This window comes from Paenibacillus sp. LC231 (assembly GCF_001860525.1).
GTDB lineage: Bacteria > Bacillota > Bacilli > Paenibacillales > Paenibacillaceae > Paenibacillus_AQ.
The window spans coordinates 1-22,766 of the sequence record NZ_JFOM01000032.1; the positions used below are offsets into that span (position 1 = coordinate 1).

At 44.9% G+C, this 22,766-nt stretch carries 22 protein-coding genes and 2 pseudogenes; 8 read left to right on the plus strand and 16 right to left on the minus strand.

Annotated elements, in window-relative coordinates; all coding sequences use genetic code 11:
• Nucleotides 1-86 precede the first annotated feature (86 nt).
• The 3 genes from AK95_RS20660 to AK95_RS20670 all read left to right on the plus strand — a co-directional run bounded on the left by AK95_RS20660 (nt 87) and on the right by AK95_RS20670 (nt 2,848).
• Nucleotides 87-1,240 (plus strand): IS3 family transposase gene (locus AK95_RS20660; protein ID WP_162487619.1). Its coding sequence is split into 2 segments (ribosomal slippage): nt 87-348 and nt 348-1,240, totalling 1,155 coding nucleotides; the frame shifts between segments, so codons are not numbered across the junction.
• A gap of 278 nt (nt 1,241-1,518) precedes the next feature.
• Nucleotides 1,519-2,250 (plus strand): hypothetical protein, encoded by a 732-nt coding sequence (locus AK95_RS20665; protein WP_083397697.1) that lies wholly within the window; start codon nt 1,519-1,521, stop codon nt 2,248-2,250.
• Nucleotides 2,251-2,287: 37 nt separating this feature from the next.
• Nucleotides 2,288-2,848, plus strand: a complete 561-nt coding sequence (locus AK95_RS20670; RefSeq protein WP_071221803.1) for a hypothetical protein — start codon at nt 2,288-2,290, stop codon at nt 2,846-2,848.
• A gap of 526 nt (nt 2,849-3,374) precedes the next feature.
• Here AK95_RS20670 and AK95_RS20675 read toward each other — a convergent pair.
• The 4 genes and pseudogenes from AK95_RS20675 to AK95_RS20690 all read right to left on the minus strand — a co-directional run bounded on the left by AK95_RS20675 (nt 3,375) and on the right by AK95_RS20690 (nt 7,497).
• Complete coding sequence (locus AK95_RS20675; protein WP_071221804.1) at nt 3,375-3,584, minus strand: hypothetical protein; 210 nt, start codon at nt 3,582-3,584, stop codon at nt 3,375-3,377.
• A gap of 241 nt (nt 3,585-3,825) precedes the next feature.
• A pseudogene (gene tnpA, locus AK95_RS20680) lies at nt 3,826-4,294 on the minus strand (IS200/IS605 family transposase).
• A gap of 304 nt (nt 4,295-4,598) precedes the next feature.
• Nucleotides 4,599-6,359 (minus strand): dihydroxyacetone kinase subunit DhaK, encoded by a 1,761-nt coding sequence (gene dhaK, locus AK95_RS20685; protein WP_071221805.1) that lies wholly within the window; start codon nt 6,357-6,359, stop codon nt 4,599-4,601.
• Nucleotide 6,360: 1 nt separating this feature from the next.
• Nucleotides 6,361-7,497: a glycerol dehydrogenase gene (locus AK95_RS20690; protein ID WP_071221806.1), complete on the minus strand. Its 1,137-nt coding sequence runs from the start codon at nt 7,495-7,497 to the stop codon at nt 6,361-6,363.
• Between the two features lie 204 nt (nt 7,498-7,701).
• Here AK95_RS20690 and AK95_RS20695 point away from each other — a divergent pair, with 204 nt between their 5' ends.
• Nucleotides 7,702-8,748 carry a PocR ligand-binding domain-containing protein gene (locus tag AK95_RS20695; RefSeq protein WP_071221807.1) on the plus strand — a complete coding sequence of 349 codons (1,047 nt, stop codon included), beginning with the start codon at nt 7,702-7,704 and terminating at the stop codon, nt 8,746-8,748.
• Between the two features lie 86 nt (nt 8,749-8,834).
• On the opposite strand, the gene AK95_RS20700 is transcribed toward AK95_RS20695, so the two are convergent.
• From AK95_RS20700 to AK95_RS20735, 9 genes are all read right to left on the minus strand, one after another.
• The gene (locus AK95_RS20700) at nt 8,835-9,413 is read right to left on the minus strand and encodes a GNAT family N-acetyltransferase (RefSeq protein WP_071221808.1); all 579 of its coding nucleotides are present in this window, start codon (nt 9,411-9,413) and stop codon (nt 8,835-8,837) included.
• Between the two features lies 1 nt (nt 9,414).
• Nucleotides 9,415-9,981 (minus strand): nucleoside-triphosphatase, encoded by a 567-nt coding sequence (locus AK95_RS20705; protein ID WP_071221809.1) that lies wholly within the window; start codon nt 9,979-9,981, stop codon nt 9,415-9,417.
• Nucleotides 9,982-10,244: 263 nt separating this feature from the next.
• The gene (locus tag AK95_RS20710; RefSeq protein WP_071221810.1) at nt 10,245-11,003 is read right to left on the minus strand and encodes an ABC transporter ATP-binding protein; all 759 of its coding nucleotides are present in this window, start codon (nt 11,001-11,003) and stop codon (nt 10,245-10,247) included.
• Between the two features lie 4 nt (nt 11,004-11,007).
• Nucleotides 11,008-13,326 carry an ABC transporter permease gene (locus AK95_RS20715; protein ID WP_071221811.1) on the minus strand — a complete coding sequence of 773 codons (2,319 nt, stop codon included), beginning with the start codon at nt 13,324-13,326 and terminating at the stop codon, nt 11,008-11,010.
• Nucleotides 13,301-13,477 (minus strand): hypothetical protein, encoded by a 177-nt coding sequence (locus tag AK95_RS34255; RefSeq protein ID WP_162487620.1) that lies wholly within the window; start codon nt 13,475-13,477, stop codon nt 13,301-13,303. Before AK95_RS34255 ends, AK95_RS20715 begins: the two co-directional genes overlap by 26 nt.
• Nucleotides 13,470-14,117, minus strand: a complete 648-nt coding sequence (locus tag AK95_RS20720; RefSeq protein ID WP_071221812.1) for a TetR/AcrR family transcriptional regulator — start codon at nt 14,115-14,117, stop codon at nt 13,470-13,472. The genes AK95_RS34255 and AK95_RS20720 overlap by 8 nt, the downstream gene beginning before the upstream one ends.
• Before the next feature lie 110 nt (nt 14,118-14,227).
• On the minus strand, nt 14,228-14,782 hold the full coding sequence (locus AK95_RS20725) for a GNAT family N-acetyltransferase (protein ID WP_071221813.1): 555 nt from the start codon (nt 14,780-14,782) through the stop codon (nt 14,228-14,230).
• Nucleotides 14,779-15,888, minus strand: coding sequence for a sensor histidine kinase (locus tag AK95_RS20730; RefSeq protein ID WP_071221814.1), 1,110 nt, complete (start codon nt 15,886-15,888; stop codon nt 14,779-14,781). Before AK95_RS20730 ends, AK95_RS20725 begins: the two co-directional genes overlap by 4 nt.
• Nucleotides 15,879-16,598: a response regulator transcription factor gene (locus tag AK95_RS20735; protein ID WP_071221815.1), complete on the minus strand. Its 720-nt coding sequence runs from the start codon at nt 16,596-16,598 to the stop codon at nt 15,879-15,881. Before AK95_RS20735 ends, AK95_RS20730 begins: the two co-directional genes overlap by 10 nt.
• Before the next feature lie 180 nt (nt 16,599-16,778).
• On the opposite strand from AK95_RS20735, the pseudogene AK95_RS20740 reads away from it, so the two are divergent.
• The 3 genes and pseudogenes from AK95_RS20740 to AK95_RS20750 form a co-directional block, all read left to right on the plus strand.
• A pseudogene (locus tag AK95_RS20740) lies at nt 16,779-17,507 on the plus strand (ABC transporter ATP-binding protein); the annotation flags it as partial.
• Entirely contained in the window at nt 17,503-18,207 is a 705-nt protein-coding gene (locus AK95_RS20745; RefSeq protein ID WP_071221817.1) for an ABC transporter permease, read from the plus strand. The pseudogene AK95_RS20740 and the gene AK95_RS20745, both read left to right, overlap by 5 nt.
• Before the next feature lie 31 nt (nt 18,208-18,238).
• The gene (locus AK95_RS20750) at nt 18,239-19,108 is read left to right on the plus strand and encodes a DUF4097 family beta strand repeat-containing protein (RefSeq protein ID WP_071221818.1); all 870 of its coding nucleotides are present in this window, start codon (nt 18,239-18,241) and stop codon (nt 19,106-19,108) included.
• A gap of 123 nt (nt 19,109-19,231) precedes the next feature.
• On the opposite strand, the gene AK95_RS20755 is transcribed toward AK95_RS20750, so the two are convergent.
• The 3 genes from AK95_RS20755 to AK95_RS20765 form a co-directional block, all read right to left on the minus strand.
• Entirely contained in the window at nt 19,232-20,020 is a 789-nt protein-coding gene (locus tag AK95_RS20755; RefSeq protein WP_162487621.1) for a TrbC/VirB2 family protein, read from the minus strand.
• A gap of 219 nt (nt 20,021-20,239) precedes the next feature.
• Nucleotides 20,240-21,013, minus strand: a complete 774-nt coding sequence (locus AK95_RS20760; RefSeq protein ID WP_071221820.1) for an SDR family NAD(P)-dependent oxidoreductase — start codon at nt 21,011-21,013, stop codon at nt 20,240-20,242.
• A gap of 54 nt (nt 21,014-21,067) precedes the next feature.
• On the minus strand, nt 21,068-21,805 hold the full coding sequence (locus AK95_RS20765) for an SDR family NAD(P)-dependent oxidoreductase (protein ID WP_071221821.1): 738 nt from the start codon (nt 21,803-21,805) through the stop codon (nt 21,068-21,070).
• Nucleotides 21,806-22,000: 195 nt separating this feature from the next.
• On the opposite strand from AK95_RS20765, the gene AK95_RS20770 reads away from it, so the two are divergent.
• Nucleotides 22,001-22,603, plus strand: a complete 603-nt coding sequence (locus AK95_RS20770; protein ID WP_071221822.1) for a TetR/AcrR family transcriptional regulator — start codon at nt 22,001-22,003, stop codon at nt 22,601-22,603.
• Nucleotides 22,604-22,766: the final 163 nt, after the last annotated feature.

Consider the following 22,766-nt stretch of genomic DNA (forward strand, 5'->3'; position numbering starts at 1 on the left):
TGGTATTATCCCCTGATGGTAGACAGTGAAAAAAGAGGACATGTTACAATGAACTCAAATACTGGATACCGGAGGGGATTTTTGTTATGCCAGCGAAGAAAGGTCAAACTTTTAATCGATATAGTGAAGAAACGAAGAAAGAGGCCGTTCGTTTGCGAGTGGAAGAAGGTTGGGCGTACAGCCGGATTATGGAGAAGTTTGGAATTAAAAGTGAGAGCCAGATTATCACATGGGTTCGTAAAAGCCAAAATGGAGAGAGTTTCGAGGATTACCGTGGACGTTGGACGAAGAAGCATTTTAGTAGTGCAGAAGAAGAAAATGCTTATCTGAAAGCACAGGTAGAATATCTAAAAAAGCTCAATCCAAATTTGCACGGAGAGGAAAGTTGGATTTCGAAGCCCGGTGCCAGTCCGTTCGAGAAATAAGCAAGTGGGCACCTGTGGTTTGGCTGTGTAAAATTGCTGAAATTTCGCGTGCAGGTTACTACAAATGGAAGAAAAATGCTGCCCTCAGAGAGAAACGAGCAGACCGGGATGCGGATCTGAAAGCACATATTATAAGCATTCATCGGCTTTGTCCTTATTTCGGCTACAAACGTATGCGAACCGCGTTAGGCAAAGAAGGCCTTGTAGTGAATCACAAAAAGGTACGCCGCTTAATGAGGGAACTTCAGATTCGTTCCGTGATTCGCAAGAAACGTCCATTTGCTGGCCGGAAACCGTCCGTTCTGTTCCGTAATGTCCTAAATCGAGAATTCTCAGCGACAGCTCCTGTGCAGAAGCTCGTGACGGATATTACGTATGTCCGGATTGGGCATGATTTTGCTTATCTCTCCGTGGTGATGGAAGATCTGTACAACAATGAAATTGTAGCGTGGGAACTCTCTGAGCGAAATGACTTAAAACTCGTTACAGACACAGTGAAGAAACTGAAATGTGGACCTTCCTTGCTCCACTCGGACCAGGGGTTTCAGTATACAACACAAACCTATGCCAAGTTACTTGAAGAGAAGAAGCTTACAGGAAGCCATTCCCGGCGTGGAAACTGCTATGACAATGCTTGTATTGAGTCGTTCTTCTCCCACTTAAAGACAGAGAAACTGTATTTGGAGAGACCTCAAAATCTGGAGCAAGCCAGGAGCCAAATTACGAAGTATATTTCGTTTTACAACATGGAACGTTTCCAAAACAAACTGGGCGACCTCTCCCCGATTGAGTTTCGGGAAAAAGTCGCCGCTTAATAAAATCTCTTTTTTTAATGTCTACTTGACGGGGCTATGACCATGGGTTCGCTTTTTTTTCTGTTTCTTTGGTCAACTTCCCATACTTGGCATTATGTTAACTAGAGATGTATAAAGGATATTTTTGTTTTAATGTAAAAAATAGGATGTTGGACCTCGTTGTTTATCACCTGAATAGTTCCTGTGTATCAAATTCAAAATTTTCCCAAGAAATAATTGGAATTTCAATGGATTTTGGGATAATGTAAAACTATAAAATAGATGGAGGAGTGATGGTAATGTTCAAAAAGGGAATCTTCGCATTTTTGTCACTAATTCTATTAGTTAGTTCTTTTGGAAATGCAGTATTAGCTAGTAATTCAACTGGTATTAACAGTGAAAAAGAGAAATTTGATATAAGTGGAGAAGAAATCGATTGGGATCAAGTTGAATGGTACGAGACACCAATAGAAAATGAACGCAAAGACTTTAATGATAGTGAAGAGTTAAATTTAGATAAATTTGAGTTTATTAGTATTGAAGAAGCAGAGGCTATACAAAAAGAGTATGGTATTGAAGTAATAAATGAAGATCAACTAAGTGATTTTCAACCTTTATGGTGGCATATTATAGGAAGGGTTGTCTGGGTTGGTGGTAGTTATGTTGTAAAAGTTGGAACTAGGATTTTTACAAAACAAGCACCTGAAAAAGCAACAGCTGCTTTAAGGTCTTTCACTCCTACAAATATATCTATTGGTAGTGGCCGAACTGTAGCATTACAAAATAGCAGTATGAATCATGTTCTTACGAATCACCACCCATTATATTGGACAGGAGCCACTGGAAAAACAACCTTCCACTATAACCTTGCTATAAATGATGTCCGAGCAAGAATTATTTCAATTGTTAATGCGAATAGAAGTACAATTATTAGCGGTAACGGTTATGCTACAATAAATGTTAGTATAGATGGACAAATGTACAGGTTGGTTGTAAGTAATTATAGAATAAATACATTTTACCCTTATTGATTAAGTAACAACATACCTTTAGTTATTGGAGTAGTTTATGCTAAATATAACCACATACATTGAAAAGAAGACTATAGATTCTTTTTACTTTAGTCAAGATAATATTGAAGACTATTTTATTTCATTGAAAGATAGTTTATCAATCCAGGTGGCTAACAGACAATTAAACAAGCATAAAGGGCATAAGTTAGATGGTGTAGTAAATATTAAAACGTCTGATACTACAATCACCAACTTTATGGATTGGGATGATATTGACTTGATGTGGATCGGTGTTTTAGAAATGACTTTGGAATATAAAAAAACAGGTTTTGGAGAGCACATTATGGCCATGAATAGCCATGAGTGGAGTGTCAAAAGAATCATTACAAAACCAGAGAACAAGATATTATTTAGAGTAAAAAGAAATCCGTTGATTTTTGAAGGTACAAACCTTTACGAAGCTTACAAAGAGACGAAAAACATTGTTGTTGAAGAAGAATTTTTATCTGAAATTCTTAAGGCGGCTAATGAGTTTATTTCTTTTAGAGAAAAACTATTTAAAATTGATAGTCTAGGCAGATTAAAAGCAGTAATGTCTGAAATACAATCTTATTAGGCCAACTAGTAGTTTTAATTTAACAAGTGGCATAAAAGGATCTCCCGATTGGAGATCCTTTTGACTTTGTGCTTTAACAACCAAGTCTCCTACTCTTTGGCCACGTCTACCTCATTCACGATACCCACGATTTCTGACACAGATTCCTGACAATTTAATTTTGATGGAATAAAAAGGCCCCTATTCTGTCCGTTAGCTTAATGAAATAGCTCTCGAAATTTAATTAGTTATGTGTTAAATCGGTAATAGGTACAAGTTCTTGTCCTCGGCTTAGGACAAGAACTTGTACCCTTAAAGGAAAAAATCCGCTTAAAATAGAGACTTCCAATGGGACCCTGTTCTTGTCCCCCGACAGTTAGCTTAAAAAGGCAGCTGCTCACTGACCAGCTGCCTTCTATTCTTAATTCAACTATCGTTTTCCGTTAGCTTAACGGGCTATCTATCACTCCCACCACTTTCCCCACACATTATCCGTTGTTCAAATTCAATTATTTTATCTTCACAGCGTTTTGTAGCAGGATGATGACTAGTTTTTATTCTGTCTTGCTTTAGCCACTCTCGGTAATTGTTTCTCAAAAATGGATAATACATTTGAAATCAAATGTTCGCTCGGACTTTTGTTGTCTTTTAAAAGTGCATATATAAGGTTCAAGAAAGTCTTTGCATCTTTCTCTGTTAAACTTTTGATTGATTCCATGGTGCTATCATTTGGAAAATTTTCTTCCTTCGTCTCCATATTTTATTCCTCCATCTTTAAATATCATTTATTCTCCCGTTACAAATATTAATGCGTTGTTTCCAAGCTACCTCCCTTGAATAAAACGTTTCCAGTGGTTGGCATGACCACCCGTCCAACGGGTGGTTTGCTCTTGGGGTATAACCCCCTGTTGCCAAACTGCGCCTAAAGACGCTAGCCTGACAATAAAATTGTTCAGGCTCAGTGTAATTTGTCACTTTCACTTACCAGTTAAACTGGTTTACTTTTTCTTGCTGCTGTTTCTGCTGAATGGATCTTCATACTCTTTCACACTCAGTTTATCAACTGCTTGGTCATGTGCGTTCACGAATATATTTTGCGACGGTTGCTTCATTTAAGCCTACTGTGCTGACGTAGTATCCCTCCGCCCAAAATTTTCGATTGCCTTATTTATACTTCAAACTGGCATTCTTCTCGAATATCATCAGTGAGCTTTTTCCCTTCAGATATCCCATAAATGATGATACTGAGATTTTTGGTGGAATCGCTACTAACATGTGTACATGATCGGGCATCATGTGACCTTCTAAGATCTCCACACCCTTGTATTTACATAAACGTTTAAAGATTTCGATCAAGTCTTTCCTCACTTGATTATAGATCTCTTTCCGTCTATACTTCGGGGTGAACACAATGTGGTATTTACACATCCACTTCGTGTGAGCTAGACTATAGTTCTTGTTTGCCATATAAGACCATTCCTTTCATTGAGCCTGAACATCTCAATTTTATCGGGATGGTCTTATTGGTCAAACCCTCGATCCCTCCACCCGCATAGCGGGTGGTTTTATGTTTCGCGCGTTTCACGCACTCAACTGGCTAAAGCCTAAATAAAAGTTCCCTTAAGTAAGGGAACTTCAAAGGTACTGCATAACAATGCATATTTATTCATTTATCAGTAATTAAGAAAATTTTGTCCCAATAATTTTGAAAGTTTTCTCAATATTTATGACGCCACACAGGTACCTGACAGGAACATAACCACGTTCCAGATTACTTTATGACTTTCGCCAGCTCGGTGAAAATAACCCCGAGCGCATACGCCCCCGCATCCGGGTATCCGATGCTGCGTTCGCCGACGGTGCCTGCTCTTCCCATTCGGGCAACGATGTCTGCCGTCTTCTGAGCGCCGAGAACCGCCGCTTCGGACGCCTTCATCGCTGCCGGCTTCATCTCCACGCCTTGCTCCGCACTCTGCGTCCAGGCATCCGCGAACGGCACGAGCGCATCGATCAATGTCTTGTCGCCAACAACGGCTCCTCTTCCGAACGATCGTTCGCCCGTATCCTGAATTCCCTTGACAACGGCCTGCATCATATCGGCAACCTCTTGAACGGACAATTCCTGCTTCTGACCGGCAGATTTACTCGCCGCCCTGAATGCGGATCCCCAGATCGGTCCGGAGGCCCCGCCGCAATGCTCCATGATGATCATCGAGCAGGCGTCGAGGAAATCGCCGATATCGCGAAGATGGTGGGTCAGAATATCGTCCCATTCCGCTTTTAGCTGCTTGAAGCCCTTGGCAACGCTCATGCCAAAATCGCCGTCTCCGGCATGGGCGTCGAGCTCGCAGAACGGTACTTCGTTCTCGATAATGACCTCACTCATTTGATCGATCAGATATACGATATTTTGCAAGGACAGCCGGTTGTTCTTTACCATCGCTGCCGTAGGATCCGTATTGTTTTTATACGATACCGCGTTCTCTGACTTCTGTTCGTGAACAACCTCGGTATAGCTAACAGGCTCAAAAGGTCCCTTGACCGACAGTGCCGGCGTATCGCATGAAGCAGACAGCCACTTCTTGAGCGTTTCGTCCAGCTTCATGATTGTCACCGATGCGCCTGCCATATCGATGCTGGTCATATAGTTGCCGACGAATACTTTGAATACCCGTTTGCTCCGGGACGCCAATTCGCGCATGACGGAATTGTTCAGCAGATACAGCTCCTGCAGCGGCGTGCCGCCAAACCCGTTGATTAATACGGCCACTTCATGCTCTGGAGCATCATTCATCTGCAAGTTGTCCAGCAATGACGTGATCATCCGCTGCGCCAGCTCATCTGCAGAAACCGATTTCTCCCTGCGGATTCCCGGTTCGCCGTGAATGCCGACGCCATACTCCATCTCGTCATCCTCGATATGAAACGTCGGAGTTCCCTTGGCGGGCACAGTGCAGGAGGTATACGCGAAGCCAATGCTGCGAACATGGTTAATCGCATGCTGCGCCGCTTCTTTCACTTCCGGAAGGGACAGCCCGGCTTCTGCAGCCGCTCCGGCTACCTTATGAACGAGCACCGTTCCGGCAACCCCTCTTCGCCCTACCGTATAGAGACTGTCTTCAACCGCAATGTCATCGTCGACCTTCACATAATCCACTTGGATACCGTCCTCGCTCGCGAGGTGGGCCGCATTTTTGAAGTTCATGATGTCGCCGCTGTAATTTTTGATAATAAGCAGCGTTCCCTTATTGCTCGCGGAGCTGCGGATCGCTTGATACACCTGGATTTGGGATGGGGAAGCAAACACATCGCCGCACACGGCCGCATCCAGCATGCCTTGTCCAACGAATCCGGCATGCGCCGGTTCGTGGCCGCTTCCGCCGCCGCTGATCAGCGTAACTTTATCTTGATCGATCTCCTTTTTGGAAATCACCTTGAATTTAGGGTTGAACGCCAGCTCAGGATGCGCAAGCACAAGCCCATTGCACATTTCCCGAACCAAGGTTTCCGGTTTGTTCATGATTTTCTTCATCTTATATCTCCTTACTCCATTTGTATTGACGGCCCAACTGGTCAGCGGCCATAATCGCGGATGCTACAGCTTCCTCCGAAATCGGGAATGGCATCGAGTGGATGGATTCCTCGGCAATACATGCCTTCTTGGCCACTTCAAGCAGTTCCTCGTAGGTCACATGCTCGACGCCGATATCTTCCAGGCATACAGGAAGACCGATCGACAGACAGAAGTCCAGCACTTCCTTCATTTCGTTCCGGTCGGCATTTTCAAGCACCAATTGAGCAATCGTACTGAAGGCTACCTTCTCGCCGTGATAATAATGATGCGTTCCTTCCAGAGCCGTCAAGCCATTGTGAATCGCGTGAATCGCTGCCAAACCGCCGCTCTCGAAGCCTAGTCCCGATAACAGAATATTCGTCTCGATGATATTCTCAAGCGCAGGCGTCACGATATTTTGATCGCAGGCCAGTTTCGCTCTGTACCCGTTCTCAAGCAGCGTTTCATAGCACAGCTTGGCAAGTCCCAGCGCGGTAATCGTCCCTTTGGCTTCACCGCATACGCCTTCGCGAACGCCGCACGGCAAACCGGCATTGACATTGGAATACGATTGCGCCGTTGCTCTTGCTTCGAAATAGGTAGAGAGCGCATCCCCCATGCCAGCAACTAGGAATCTAGTCGGCGCTTTGGCAATAACCGTCGTATCAATCATGACAACGCTAGGACTTTGTTTGAAATAAGCATAATCATCGAATTCGCCTTCTGGAGTATAGAGGACCGCAGAATGGCTTGTCGGCGCATCGGTTGCCGCAATCGTCGGAACAATGATCAGAGCCTCACCTTCGGCCACGCATTTTGCCGTATCAATCGCTTTGCCTCCGCCAAGGCCAATCGTGCAAGCACATTGATGCTCCTTCGCCAATGCTTGCAATCTGGCAACCTCCTGCCGGGAGCATTCCCCACGGAAGCCGCTTTCAACTAGCGTTATATTAAATTTCTGTTTTGTTGACTCCAACTTGTCTTTCACCCGTGCAACATCATCGGGATGGGCAATCAGCAGGGCGGAATCTCCGAATGTCTTTACAAAATAACCTAAATTCAACAGTTCGTTCTCACCCTGCACATATTTTGTCGGACTGATAAACGCTCTTCTCATGATCATTCCTCCTACGTAAACTATATTAATTATTATAGGTTGTACTTATTCGGGAAGCATGAAACAATGAAGTCGGAATAAAGCGTTTTCTTATCGTATTTTTTTGTCATCCCCATGGAAAATTGTATTATCTTGTTCTGCAGTAGAACCATTCGCTATAATATTCAATAGAGTTTCTATAACTTTTCATAGGAGAATGTTGTCATGTCCAAATCCCGATATGATTTAGAAGAAATCATTGATTTGGAGAAATGGGAGAAACTGCAGGATTCCTTATCGCTCGTGACCAAAATGGCGATCCTTACGGTTGATTACAAGGGCGTTCCCGTCACCAAGCACAGCCACTGTCAGCCTTTCTGCCAAGGCGTGCGCCAGGATTCCCATCTCTCTTCATATTGTCAAAAATGCGACGCGCGAGCCGGCATTGAAGCAGTTCGCCAGAACAAACCATACATCTATTTATGCCATTTCAACATTATCGATATCGCCATCCCGATCATTATCGATAACCAATATCTTGGTGCGATTATGGCCGGACAGCTCAAGCTCCGAGAACCTGATGCACCGATGCTGGAGCAGATCGTATCACGGCCGCCCAATGTGGAGTCGAATCGGAAGTTTAAGGAACTCGAAGGGGATTACGATGCACTGCCCGTCTTATCCTATGATGAGGTAACGAAGTGCGTGGATCTGCTGCTGCAATTAAGCACCTATATCGTGGAGGAAGCGATTCAAAAGCATACCACAGTCGATTTGTACAAAAAAGTACTGACCTCCCACATGGATGCGCCAGCTTCCGTGGAAGCTTTAAAGGAGTCGGATCGTGCGGTCCGCAGCATCCAATCCATGCAGCAGGAGCTGTCGGGTGCGCTGATCGATACCAAATTGAAGAATGGCGCTGGACGGTTCGTCTCGTCGAATGCCGTGCTTCAGCCCGCATTTGATTATATTTTTGCGCATAAGCATGAGAACTTCAGCCTGAAGGAGATGGCCAAGCTTTGCCATATCAGTCCCAGCTATTTCAGCCGCATATTTACGAAGGAAACAGGTGAAAATTTCTCCGTCTTCATTGCCAGGCTTAAGATTGAATGGGCCAAGCAGCTGCTGGAATCCACCGATTCGCCGATCCATCAAGTGAGCGATGATTTAGGGTTTTGCGATACGGGCTATTTCATTAAAACGTTCAAAAAGTTCGAGCACCTCACCCCGGCCGTGTACCGGAACTTGTATGCGGGGCTATCAGCTAAGTGACCGTTCTGCCTACCGATCATTCCAAGTAACCCCCTTCGCTCATGAACGAAGGGGGTTCTTACGATGGCCGCTATTCAACCAGCCCGTTAACGGGAGTTGCTCTGATTCCGGTAGTCATCCACAACAATAGAGTATAATTTCAGATCTTCATGGTTCCCTTTTACGAATATCGTCTGTCTTAATAAACCTTCATAGGACATGCCGGCCTTTTCCATCACTCTGGCTGATCCTAGGTTTGACGGCAGACAGCTTGCCTCGATTCTAACCAGCTTCATTCTTTCAAATCCAAAAGAGATGATGGTCCTGATCACTTCGGTCATGTAACCACGATTCCAATAATCCTTGGACAGGGCATAACCCAATTCGGCTTTAGCATGTCGGACATCCCAAGCCATAAATCCTGAGGTTCCAATGACCTTTCCGGTTTCTTTGTCCACGATTCCCCAAGGGGCCACAGCATGCTGGCTGTATTTATGCAGGACCCTCATTAAATAGAGGCGGGTATCTTCCATCGTTTGATGCGTCGGCCAAGCCGTATATCTCGATACCTCCTCATCCGAGCCGTAATGAAATATATCCTGTTCGTCTTCGCTCCTCAGTTTTCTTAAAATCGTTCTGTCTGTTTCTAACGTAGGGAGATCCGAAAAGACATCTTCGATCTGCATATTATTCACCCTCCACAGCTTTCATCATATCCTTTAACAAAGTTTCGGATATCGTGTCACGATTGGATGCGTTCATACTTAGAATCCTGACTTCCTTCCGATATTTGATGATGTCTATTTCAGGATGGCTCTCCAGAGGAATGGTCCCCAGAACAATCCGGGAACCTGAAATAATCGCTTGTACTATTTTTTGAAAAGACGAAGATAACATCTGCATAAAACCAATTTCGTCGATAACGATGATTTTCTTGGAGGACAAGGCGTCCTCTAATATTTTCACGGCAAAATCCTCGAATGCCTCTACATCCATCCCGTATCTTCCAATACGAGTGCTGCTTGGGTTTTCTACATGTGCAATCTCGATGCTTTCCCCACAAACGGATACGCACTTAAAACCGATTCGACCACTCGAATTCGTGATTTCCTCCGTATAGAATCCACCGCAAAGATCCGGACCGATGGCGTTGATCAGTTGTTTGATCATCGTCGTTTTACCGATCCGAGGCTCCCCTGTCAGTAAAAATGCACGCTTGGCCTTCAAGCGTTCCCCGTCACGACTCGCCAGCATCAACGAAACCTCCGGGCATTTCCCACGTATCCGAACGACATGAGTACGAACCATTAAAACATGTCCATCCTCATTCTTAACAAGTGCTGAAACCGCAACGAAATGTTTAGACTGATCATGCATCGTATAATACCATCCGTTTCATGATTAATGTTTCGCTCAATTGAATGCTCAAGCGTAAATTATGGTGCGAATCAAATGATTCCATAATTATACATTCGCTAACCCAGGGCGATAGTCCTGCGGCTTAAATGGATATCGATTTATATTCCGATTTCCTGCATTTTCAGCATAACTTTCTTGACCCTGCCATCCATATCTGTTCCCACAAGCTTTGGAAGCTTGAGTTCGCCGACCACTTTCCCATCGCGCATAAACATAATGCGCTCCGTCCGCGCCGCAACTTGTGCATCGTGAGTGACAAGCATGACCGCCGTACCGTCTGCATTGATCTCCGAGAATAGGTCCATGATTTCCTGAGCGGATATGGAGTTGAGCGCTCCCGTTGGCTCGTCGCCGAAGATAATTCTCGGGTTGTTCATCAGTGCCCGGCATATTCCCGCACGCTGAAGCTGACCACCCGAAACCTGGGTGATGTTCCGTTTTTCAAGCTCTGCGATGCCTACCCTTTTCATAAGCTCCCTCGCCTTCACCGAAATGGTCGCGGCGTTTTTACGGTTATCCCGCATGGAAGGAAGAATGATATTGTCGAGGATATTCAAATTTTTCAGCATCGTCGGCTGTTGGAACACAAAACCCATTTGGGTTCTGCGTAAATCTGCAAGCTCATTCTCCCCAAGCGTCGATAAATCCTTGCCCTCAAAAACGACTTTTCCGCCATTCACGCCATCCGTCCCGCTCAGTGCAAACATTAGCGTGGATTTGCCCGAGCCTGATGGTCCCATGACAGCTACGAACTCGCCCTCGTGTATACAGGCGGACACCCCGTCCAGAACATTGCGCTGTTCGCCGCCCTCGCCGAAAGATTTGACGATATCCTCACCGATAATCATCTTTTTCATCTGCCTACTCCTTTATATTTTCGGATATTTTGATACGTCCTGCGCCTGAAGTGCCGATCATGGTTGCGATAAGTACCGCGGTTATCATCATAAGGGGGCTATACAGATATGCCGAAAGCGGATTGACCACAAAATGAAACGCTGACGCTCCAAACGAAGAGATAACCGCACCCGCAAGCCTTTCTCCGAGCGTATTCGCCAGAAGCGTTCCAAGAACAATGCCGACCATCAGAACAAATACCGAACGCGAAGCATATTGCACCTTTATGTCCGAGTTCGTAAAACCGAGGGCTTTCATAACGGCAATGGAATATCTGTCCTTCGCAACAAGCATTTTTATAAACATCAGGGTAATCAGTACCGATATCATCAGCGCAACAGTAATTGCAGCGTCAGAGGCCTTCTTGACAGCATTTATCGTTGAGCCGAATGTCTGCGTAATAAATTCATCAATATCTGAAATCTTGGCAAAATCAAACCTGTCCGCGTAGTCTGAAATCTTAGCGCCGATAAGAGATATATCCGAAAGTTCTGCACAGATGATGCTCCACATCATATCCGCCGAATTGTCGGAGAATACCGCCTTTGCGGTTTTGCCGCCATTGGTAATGTCGGAATATATCCCGCTCACCGTCAGTTCCTTCTCCTGTCCCTCTATTACCAGTGTAATGACATCGCCGACTTTCTTGCCCAGCTCATCGGCATTTATAGCCGACAGTGCAATTTCATCCTCTGCAGCGGGTGCTCTGCCAATGGAATAAGCAATCGGGAATATGGAATGGTCGCCGAGTTCGATTTTTATGTTTTCCTCAGAACCGTCTTCTGTTTTGATGTTAAATGCTTTTGTTGTAAGGACGGCAACCTTGGATATGGCGGGGGCGCTGCTCATCTCATTTTTTAGTTCAGCCGTTTTTTCTGAAATGTTATCGGTCTGCTGTATGTCAGCACGTAGATCATAGTTTCCGATCCCCATATATTGGGTGAAGTTTGTAGAGGAGATGGTGTTGTACAAATTCTGTGGAACCATCATGATAAATGCTGAAATCACCAGTATCGTTAGGCTTGTAGCATAAAGCTTTTTCCTTGCGAGAACGTCTTTGATACCAAGGAAAACATTCGTATTCAACAGCCTGTTTCCACTTAGATTATAACGGTTGGCGCCTGGGCTTTTGTCCTGCGAAGTCCCAAAGCGTATAGCTTCTGCAGCGGATATGTTCCGAAAACGTTTCAACACTGTGTTTACATAGGCGATGATGGCAAGGAATACAAGCAGTATGCCGGTAATTCCCAACAACAAAGCATAAGCGGAATTTTCACTTTCTCCCATATACAGCCGTATATTTTCAAGAAGCATGCCTTTGAACATAAATGACAGTGCAAAACCGAGCATACAACCTGCCGCCGCAATCGCTGCGTATTTCGCGAGATACATCTTCTTTATGTCGGAAACACGCAGCCCAATTGCCTTCATCACGCCTATCTCGCGGTAGTCGTCTTCGATTTTCGCCAGGAGCGTAAATCGTATGCACATCAATGCGATGGCCACGACAAGGGCGCTCACAAGAAGTATAACCGCGATCATCAACCCATCGGATAGTGCGTTCATCATTTTGAAAAGCTTATATGTAACGGTGGGTCCGTTTGCTTCAAGTCCTGCGGAGGCATAAGCCGTTTCAAATGAACCGATCTCGGATGGATCCTTTAATCTAAATTCAATCAGATACTCCATACTGCCAAGGCTCTTGATTTCCGCGTAATCATGTTCATGTACAAGAAATCTCTTGGAGGAGGAGAGCGTGGAGTTCATCTGTGAATCCCGGAGGAACCCTGCAACGATAAACTCCTTCCCGCTAATAACCGCCTGATCACCGACCTTGGTGGTGCCATCCCTCATATAGCTTACCGGAACATACAACTCGCCGATGGCGGGTTTAATGATGTTACCGTCGAGATCAAGCAGATAATCGAATTTTTGGCTCTGCATGCTAAATCCGTTATCCTGGACACTATTCGCAAGCGAATGCTCGCCTAATCGTATCCGCGCACCATCCATATTGAGAAATTCAATCACTTGAACGTCATCCACATTGTGATGCTGCTCCGCAAAAGCAAAAAGCCGCGCGGAATCTATTTCACCGGAATGCATCTGCATAAAATGCGGTGTTTTGGCTTGTGTCATCAAAGTGTTCAGCGCACCCGTGAGATTGACGACGAGGATCGCCGCAAGCGAAACAAGCATAGCCGCCGCAGCGACAAATATCATGGTCATTAGCGTAATGGCCTTGTTTTTTAAAAGATCATTGCGGATTATTCTGGAGTACATAAAACACCTCTGCTTTCACGCATTTTAACCGCCTTAACTTATACAGAATGACCGAAGTCCCACATAACAGTATCCCGGCGATAATATAGAGAAATGCCATCCCTCTGCCGAGGCCCGCCGATGAAATTCCCCACACTATCCGTTTATTCATGGCTGCTTTCGTCTCCTCCACCAAACATCTGTATGACGTCCATAAGACTCCCGCTTGCTGCACCGAGCAGCCTTTCTACGTTGCAAACAAAGGCCAGCATTCGTGAACCGCGCTCCTCATTCGTCAAGGTAATCATATCGTCATCAAAAACGGTATTCGCATAGATTACAACCATTTCCATGCATTCATACGGAAACGGCGTGCTGAACATTCCCTGCTCAATGCCTTCGCGGATGATTCCCGTCAGGATCGGCGGAAGGCCGTTGATGATGACCTTTTGTATTTTTTGATGCATGAGCGCATTCTGCGGTTTGTGAATATGCTCCATAATTTCCTTGCTGCTTCCGCCGCTTAAGTTCAGAGCCATCACAACGCGGATTATGCGTTCGACTACGGGTATGCTCTTTTCCTCGGCAATTTCCTGTGCCCCATCCAAAAGGTGGACCGCATACCGATCAATCAGCGCATCCATTATGTCCTCTTTCGACTTGAAGTGATGATACAAGGTTCCCCGCGCAATCCCGACCTTTTCGAGAATATCGTTTGTACTTGTACCGTCAAAGCCCTTCTGAGCAAAAAGCTCATCCGCTGCATCAAGGATTTCGTTCCTTCGTTCTTCCGCTTTTTTTACAACTCTCATCGTTACACCTCCTCATCACCGACCGACTGACTGTCGGTTATAGAATAACAGGTTTCCTGTTATTGTCAAGATGTTGTTAAGTGAATCTAGGTGGGGGGAGGGGTGCCCCCTCACCTATTCTCTGAAATATATTCATCCCTTAAAAGGCCATAATACACAAGGTCTTCGTATTGATCCCATTTTCGAACATGCTGTCTTAATCGTCCTTCGTATTTCATTCCTAACTTTTCCATGACTTTACCCGATGCAGGATTTTTCCCCAGATAACGGGCAAATATACGGTGTAATTTCATTTCGTTAAACGCATACCGTACGATTCCTTTTGCCGCTTCCGTACAATATCCATTGTTCTTATACGGTCTCCCAATCCAATATGCAAGTTCACCATGATCAAACTTCCGAGTACATCCAATACATATTGCGCCTATTACATATTGTTCTTCTTTATGTACGATAGCTAGTTCCAGTGATCGGTCTTCATTAAAGTTATGGGCATGTGTTTCGATCCATTGTTCTGCCATCCCATCCTCATACGGATGCGGGATATATAATGTGGTTTCCGCAATATATGGATCCCCTGCTAATTGTTGAACGACTTTGGCATCATCTACATGGAATGGCCGTAATGTTAATCTTTCTAATTGAATTGTCGGCAGTTTCTTCACGTATGGCTCCCCCTTTGTTTCGGCAATCGAATCGTGAACGTTGTTCCTTGTGAAGGCTCACTCTTTACATGAATGGTGCCGTTATGGGCCTGAACAAGCTTATAGACAATGGCCATTCCGAGTCCCGTGCCCTCGGAGGAAGAATCCGTGGTGGTGCCCCGGTAATATTGCTGGAATAGATGCTCCACCATATGAGCCGGCATGCCTACGCCATTATCCATGATGCGGATTGCGGCGTGCTCTCCTGTGTCCGCAATCTGTACATATATATCCGTATGTTCAGGATTGTGGAGGATGGCGTTCATCATCATATTTTGCAGGATCCGCTGCATGAATTTCGAATCAAAATCAACATAAAAGGCAGGCGGATCCGCTTGAAAATGCATGTGATAGCTGCTCGCTTGCGGATTATTGCTAATATCGGCAACCACTCTTTTTGTAAATTCGACGATGTCTTGATTCGTCTTCTGTAATGGGAAAGTGCCGTCGGCACGATTGAGCTGTGTGACAAGGCTTAAATCTTGAATCAATTCCTCCATGTGCTTTCCTTTGTCGTCCATTTCCCGGATGAACGAAATCACTTCTTCCTTGGACCACTCGTACTGCTCATTCAATAAAAGCGCAGAGTAGCCTTTGATATAGGTTAAAGGTGTTTTCAAATCATGGGAAATCCCCGCAATCCATTCCTGCTTGGCTTCTTCGATTTGGCTTCTCTCGATTTCGTTCGCTTGCAGGATGACTCTCAAGGATTGAAGATGCTCAAGCACCTCCTGATACAGGCGGAACCGCATGCGAAGCTTCCCTTTTCGGGTATATATTTTGGTCAAATCGGCAGGTTGCTTGTAGTTGTCCTGCGAGAGCCGATGAATCCAGGCCATGATAAATCCGATCGGGCCGCCAAAATACCATCCGAACAACGCAATGCACAGCAGCGTACTAGCCCCGAATAACCCTCCTACAAAAAGACCTTCATTATCCATGCTGATATCGATACCAAGCAAGGGAAAAAGGCCTTCAAGCATAATCACGAGGAGGATACCCGTCCCAAGCATCCATAAGATAAGTCCTAATGCTAAATGGATCGTAAATCGAGTCTTTATTCGCATGACAGTGCCTCATTCGGGGGAATGAATTTATAACCGATTCCGCGCAAATTCACGATGATTTTTGGTTTTCGGGTATCATCGCCGAGTTTTTTTCGCAGCTTGGAGATATGGATCGTGACCGTTTTTTCCTCCCCGTACACATCATTTCCCCATACCAATTCGTAAAGCTGCGCCGTCGTGAAGATATGATTCGGATGTTTACAAAAGAAATGCAGCAGCTCCAGCTCCTTCGCCGTGCATTCTACAGATTGACCCTGCACGGTTAACGTTGCCGATTCCGGATGAAAAGAGAAGTACCCGTAATCATACGCTGTATTTTGTTGGTGTGCATTCTCAATTAGCCTTTGCCGGCGAAGGATCGCCTTGATTCGGGCAATGACCTCCATCGGATTAAACGGCTTGGTAATATAATCGTCTCCGCCGATCCCTAAACCTGTTAATTTGTCGAAGTCGGTGGAACGCGCGCTAATAAAAATAATCGGTGCATTTGTATGTTTACGGATCTCCGTACATAATTCAAAACCGCTTAGATCCGGGAGCATAATATCGAGCAAAATCATATCAAATGCCTTTTCTTTGATGCGCTGCAGCGCGCCTTTGCCCGATGATGCGGTGTCGATATTCGTGAAGTTCTCTTTCCGAAGCGTGATCTCCAATAACTTCAAAATACCGATTTCATCATCAACAGCTAGTATGGTTGCAGATTCCATTACGATTTTCCCCTCACTTCAAACTTTATCCAATGTATTCACTTTTCTATCTTACTCTATTTAAAAGGTTACGAGATTACTCTATGTAAAATGTTACGAGTTTTTTCCACAGCGTTTACTTTATTTTTACTTTCATTCCCTAAGCTTAGTGTAGCACATCATTAAGGGAGGAAATTAGAAGTGGAAGTCGCCATTCAAATCAATAAAGTAAGCAAGGCATTTAAAGGCACGGAAACCATTTCAAACGTCAATATGAGTATCCGCAGAGGAGAAATTTACGGATTTTTAGGACCGAATGGGGCCGGTAAAACAACCATTATGAAAATGATCTTAAATCTGGTCAAACCGTCTTCCGGTGATATCCAAGTATTCGATCAGTTGGTGCTGCCTACGTCGGTTCAATACTTAAAAAGAATCGGCAGTATCATTGAATATCCCGTGTTTTACGACCGGCTGACAGCGAAGGCAAATTTGGAGTTTCATTGCAGATACATGGACTATCGCGATAAGACTGCGATCAAGGAAGCGCTTGAGATCGTTGGTCTTCACGGTGTGGGGAAGAAAAAAATTCATGAATTCTCTTTAGGCATGAAGCAGCGGTTAGGGATTGCGCGCGCGATTGTTACGAAGCCGGACATTCTCATTCTGGATGAACCGATCAATGGACTTGACCCGATCGGGATTAAGGAAATGCGGGAGCTCTTCTTACATTTAAAGGAGAGATACGGAACGACCATTCTAATTTCGAGTCATATCGTATCCGAAATCGAATCGGTCGCCGATACGATTGGCATTATTCATCAGGGGAAATTATTAAATGAAGTCAAGATGGAAGACATTCGAAGAGGACATGCAGGATCGTTGGAAGAGTATTTCATCAATCTCGTTCATGGAGGCAAACGCTATGCTTAAACTTATACAGCTGGAATGGCAGAAAAATAACCTGTCCGGTTATTTCAAAGGTTTAGCCGTTTGTATTGTGGCGATTTTCTCCGCCGTTGCATTGATGGCGCTGGGCTCTCGCGGAGAAAGTGAACCGATGTTTCAGAATTATACTGAATTTATGTCGTTAACGAATATTTTGATGCGCATCACCTATATCATTTTCGCGAGCGTTGTTTTATCACGTTTAGTTATTGAAGAATACAAGAGCAACATGATCCAAGTGTTATTCACCTACCCCCTGCAGCGAAAAAAAATCATGCAAGCCAAGTTGTCGATTGTATTTGGATTTTGTTTGTTCAGCATCATCATCACTACGTTTATGATCAATTTGATAGTGTACTTCTTGAACCCGATAATTGGTTTGTTTGAAGGCTCGGTGCATATTGGTGACATGACAGCTACCATTCCGGCAACGTTGATCAACGCATTCATGATCGCCGGAATCAGCCTGATTCCTTTATCTTTTGGCATGAGAAAAAAATCAACGGCTACCACGATAACCTCGGCTGTCATCATCGCCTTCTTGATTAACGCTACCGTGTCCGACGGGGGAAGTTCGACCAGTCTGTTTCAGTTTATCGCCATCCCGATTGCTCTCTGCCTGCTTGGCCTGATCCTTGGCTATCTTTCTTTTCATAAAGTGGATCGAATCGATGTAGCTTAAAAATTTCACTATATGAATGGAGAACTTGAGCATGAGAAAAATCCTAACCACTTCGCTTGTTTTGCTTACCGTTGGCGGGTTCGTTATGGGCTGCCAAAGTGTAGGGAAATCAACAAGTTATAACCATGAATCTTCCTATGAGGCTAACCGCATTGAAGAAATTAAAATCAACAACGAATCTTGGGACATTGAATTCAAACGTTCAGATTCCCCCAACATCACCATCGCTTGTGAAGGCAAGCGGCAGAACAATAAGAGCGACCCTGTAACGATTGACCAGGAAGGGAGGAAAATTGTCGTTACCCAGAAAGACCAGGGTGGTGCTATGGCAGGGTTCACTTTTGGCAAAAAAGGGACGATCTATATCTCTATTCCCGACCAAGGAGTCGATACGATTACATTGAATAATGATGCAGATGACATCAAGATGAAGGATGTATCGGCTCTAAACATCGCGTTCACCAACCATTCGGGCTATGAAACCATCGAAGGACTTTCAGCTGACAAAGGGGAATTTACATCCAAAGACGGAGAGCTCAAATTGAAAAACAGCTCGCTAAACGAATTAACCGTAACTTCCGGCAGCGGTGGCAGTTATTTAAACGGTGTGACCAGCCCCGAGATGAACATCACCTCAACAGCTGGGGAAGTCACCGTCAAAGAGATCGATGAAGGTAAGCGACTGTGCGTAGAAACAGAATCCGGAGATATCACCGTATCTTATATAACGCCCCCTACTTCGTTAAACCTTGCCGCAAGCAGCAATTCATCGGATATAAGCATAGGCCTAAATGGCTTCAAGGAATCCCAGCGCACGGAAAATGCAGTGGAGGGCACGATTGGGGATGCAGCCCAAACATTGGAGCTTGTCAGCCGTTCCGGAATCATAGTTGTAAAATAGTTCAGTCCAAACGGCCAGCAGTATCATTTTGTCGTCAACCCCTAAGAGCTGAGAACTCCTTAGGGTCGACGACAATAGTGGATTAGGATGGCCTTAGCACCAATAACAATACTAAATGGCATGTCATTGACTAGGTAGCTTGTTCTCTGCAGCTTGAAGTAGACTACGAATATTCCTCTCCCATTCCAATGTTTTCACCTGTAAAGCATGAATTTGGTTCGTGCTATCAACGATCCGTTTCAGATATGCTGCAGCGTCCACAGCGTCTCCCTGCTTGACAGCTGCTTTATAACGTTTATTTACTTCATTAATATTTTTATTGAAATCCGTTATTTTTTTGTTCTCGGCTGTGATTTGTTTTTTTAATGTTTGCACCGGTAATAACGCATCTTTAACGATTTTAGCTTTTGCGGCAGCCTGCTTCTTCGCAGCGGTAAAAACATCCTTTTTCAATTTGATCTCCTGTCGCGCCACATTCGCAGCACCCTTTATGCGATTTCGCTTAAGATCATACAGAAGCACAGATTTTCGATCTTTTCGCTTCCTCGCCTCTGTCAATTTCTTGCCGAGATCCGTATATTCCGCAAGCAAGGGAGCATATTTATTCTGAGACTGGTCTGCTTCTGCCTTTAACTTATCGAGTTTTACCTTAGCAATAAGCTTTATTTTCGCATTAATTTCCTTAAGCTTTTCATTGTTTTGCTTGCGCAGCGCCTGTATTGACTGCTTATCCTGTTTATTGGCCAACTCCAGTGAGGTAAGGCTGTCATGCAACTGATCGATACTTGTTAACGCAGCATTCCATCCCGTATTTGAAGCCTCTGCGTATGCTGGACTAGCCACAAGCAGGAAACAAATGACTAGAACGACTAGAGCATTTATATACCGTTTCGTTCTTCTTTGTTTCAGCAATACAATCATCTCCCTTATCCAAATTATCCTCAAAGAATGCAAAAAGCACCCCACAAGAAAGGCCTTAGAGCCTGTCCTGCGAGGTGCTTCTCCCGCACTTCTTCCGATTTGATAATAGTATAAATTCGATCTATTTATATGTCAATCATTTTCTAGAACATTTGTTCTCATCCTGTATAACACCGGACTAAGAACCTGGAAAGAAATCTTTTCATAACCTTACTGGTTGATTTGACCGCCATCCACGGTATATATGGATTGCGTTACATAAGAGGCATCGTCGGACAGCAGGAAAACGGCTACATTGGCTACCTCTTCCGCTTCCCCGTATCTTCCCAGCGGAACGGCAGCGCCGAATGCTTTTCTTGCACCTTCTGCATCCTCAGGAACGGTATTTTTCTCAATTTGGCGCATCATGCGGGTATTGATCACCCCAGGTGCTACGGCATTCACTCTGACGCCGAACGGAGCAGCTTCCAATGCTACCACCTTCGTCATGCCGATCACGGCATGCTTGGAGCTATTGTACCCAACGAATCCGGGCGAACCGATGAGACCTGCACCGGAAGAGGTATTCACGATGCTGCCATACCCTTGGTTTTTCATCACCGGAACAACGTATTTCAATCCAAGGAAGGCACCCTTCACGTTGACATTGAAGACCATTTCAAAGGTTTCGGTCGGATAATCCTCTACATTGGCCGTGATTCCTTCGATCCCCGCATTATTGAAAAAACCGTCGATTTTACCGAACTTCTCGACCGTTGCATCCACATACGCTTTGACTTCCTCTTCTTTGGCGACATTGGCCTGCAGCGCAATCGCTCTGGAATCGTCCAGACCCAAATCGGAGATTACTTTTTTAACGGCTTCCAGATTCAAATCGACCAGGGCAAGATTAGCACCCTGTTCCGCCAGCTTTTTCGCGGCTGCCGTTCCGATCCCGCCTGCTGCGCCAGTAATTACAATCACTTTTCCATCAAATTTGCTCATGGTGTATACCTCCTAGTAAGATGTCATGATTCTCTCTACGTCTAAGCTCACCCATTATTGGGCTGTATATCCACCGTCAACCGTCAAGGTATTCCCCGTCATAAACGAAGAGTCGTTCGAAGCCATAAACAGAACGGCCTTTGCCATTTCTTCAGCTTGTCCCAGACGCTTCATCGGAGTGGCCGCTGCCAACGCTTGCTTGCTCTCCTCCGGAATGATCGGCGTGTCGATAAAGCCCGGGCATAGTGCGTTGATCCGGATATTGTGCTCGGCATACTCCAGTGCCAGGGAACGCGTCAAGTTAATGACCCCGCCTTTAGCTGCATTATAGGCTGCGGAACCAGGCGAGCCGACCCAGCCGTACATGGATGCGGTATTGACGATCGTACCTCCGCCAGCTTTTAACATTTCACGGATAGCTTCGCGTGCCACCAGGAATACGCCGTCCAAGTCCACGTTTACGGTGTTGCGCCACTCGGAGTACTCTAGATCATGCGAAGAATGAACGCGCCCGATACCTGCGTTGTTAAATACAACATCGACTTTACCGAAGGCGTCAATCGCTTGTTTGAAGATGCCCGCTACTTCTTCCTCACTTGTTATATTCGCTTTGACGAACAGCGCCTCGTGATGATTCGCTTTCAGTTCGGCCTCAAACGCCTTACCTTTTTCCTCATTTAAATCAACAAGCACCACCTTAGCTCCCTCTTCAATGAAGAGGCGTGCTGTTGCCGCACCGATGCCGGATGCACCACCGGTAATTACAGCCACTTTGTTTTGTAATTTTCCCATCTTGGATACCCCCGTATAATGGATTAAAATAGTACTATGTTAATTGGAACTAATTTAAGATATTAAATTTAGTACTATTTTTGCTACAATTCAATTGTACTATTCTGTTCACATTTCACAATCATTAACCTGTTATGAAGTGTCGATCTAGTCAACACTTATAACAAAACTGTCTTTTTGGGAGGCGCTCTTTTCGTGAATCATGAACAAATCGTGACATCGGCGCGAAGAAATCGTACGAAAGAACATCTGAAATCAGCCTTTATTCAACTTGTAAAAGAGAAGGGATATTATGCCGTGACGGTGAAAGACATCGTGGATAAGGCTTCTTATAATCGCAGCACCTTTTATGTCCATTACCAGGATAAAATCGAGTTAGCCGAGGATTTGCTGGCTTCCATGCTACGTGGCCTGGAAGAATCGGTGGGCAAGCCTTACATCCCGGGACACAAAGTATACACGGCAAACCTCAGTGCACCCTCCTTCAATATCGTTGCCTACATTTATGAGCATCGTGATTTTTTTGAGTTGATTAAATACGAGGATACCTTGCCGGGACTGCACACGGAATTCCCTCAAACCATCGTAAAAATATACAAGGAACGATTTATATTCGAAACGATTAACCATACTCCGGTTAATATGGATTACTTTAAAAGGTACACGGCCTACGGCTTCCATGGACTGATTCTAAACTGGATCCGAAACGATTTCAGGGAATCCCAAGAGGATTTTATTAAAGAGGTCATTGATTTAACGAGGACGCATATATACTCGGTGGAATATGTGAGGGAGTAAGCGGACGGAACTCAAATAGGCTGCCCTAGAGGCAGCCTCAGATTGTCGAGAAACCCTGTACTTTTTTCAAAGTACAGGGTTTCTCCCTTTCTAAGTAGTCACTTCAAGAGGGGAAATGGGGGGATTACCCCCTGTTTTCCAGGCGATCCAGGTGGATCGCCAG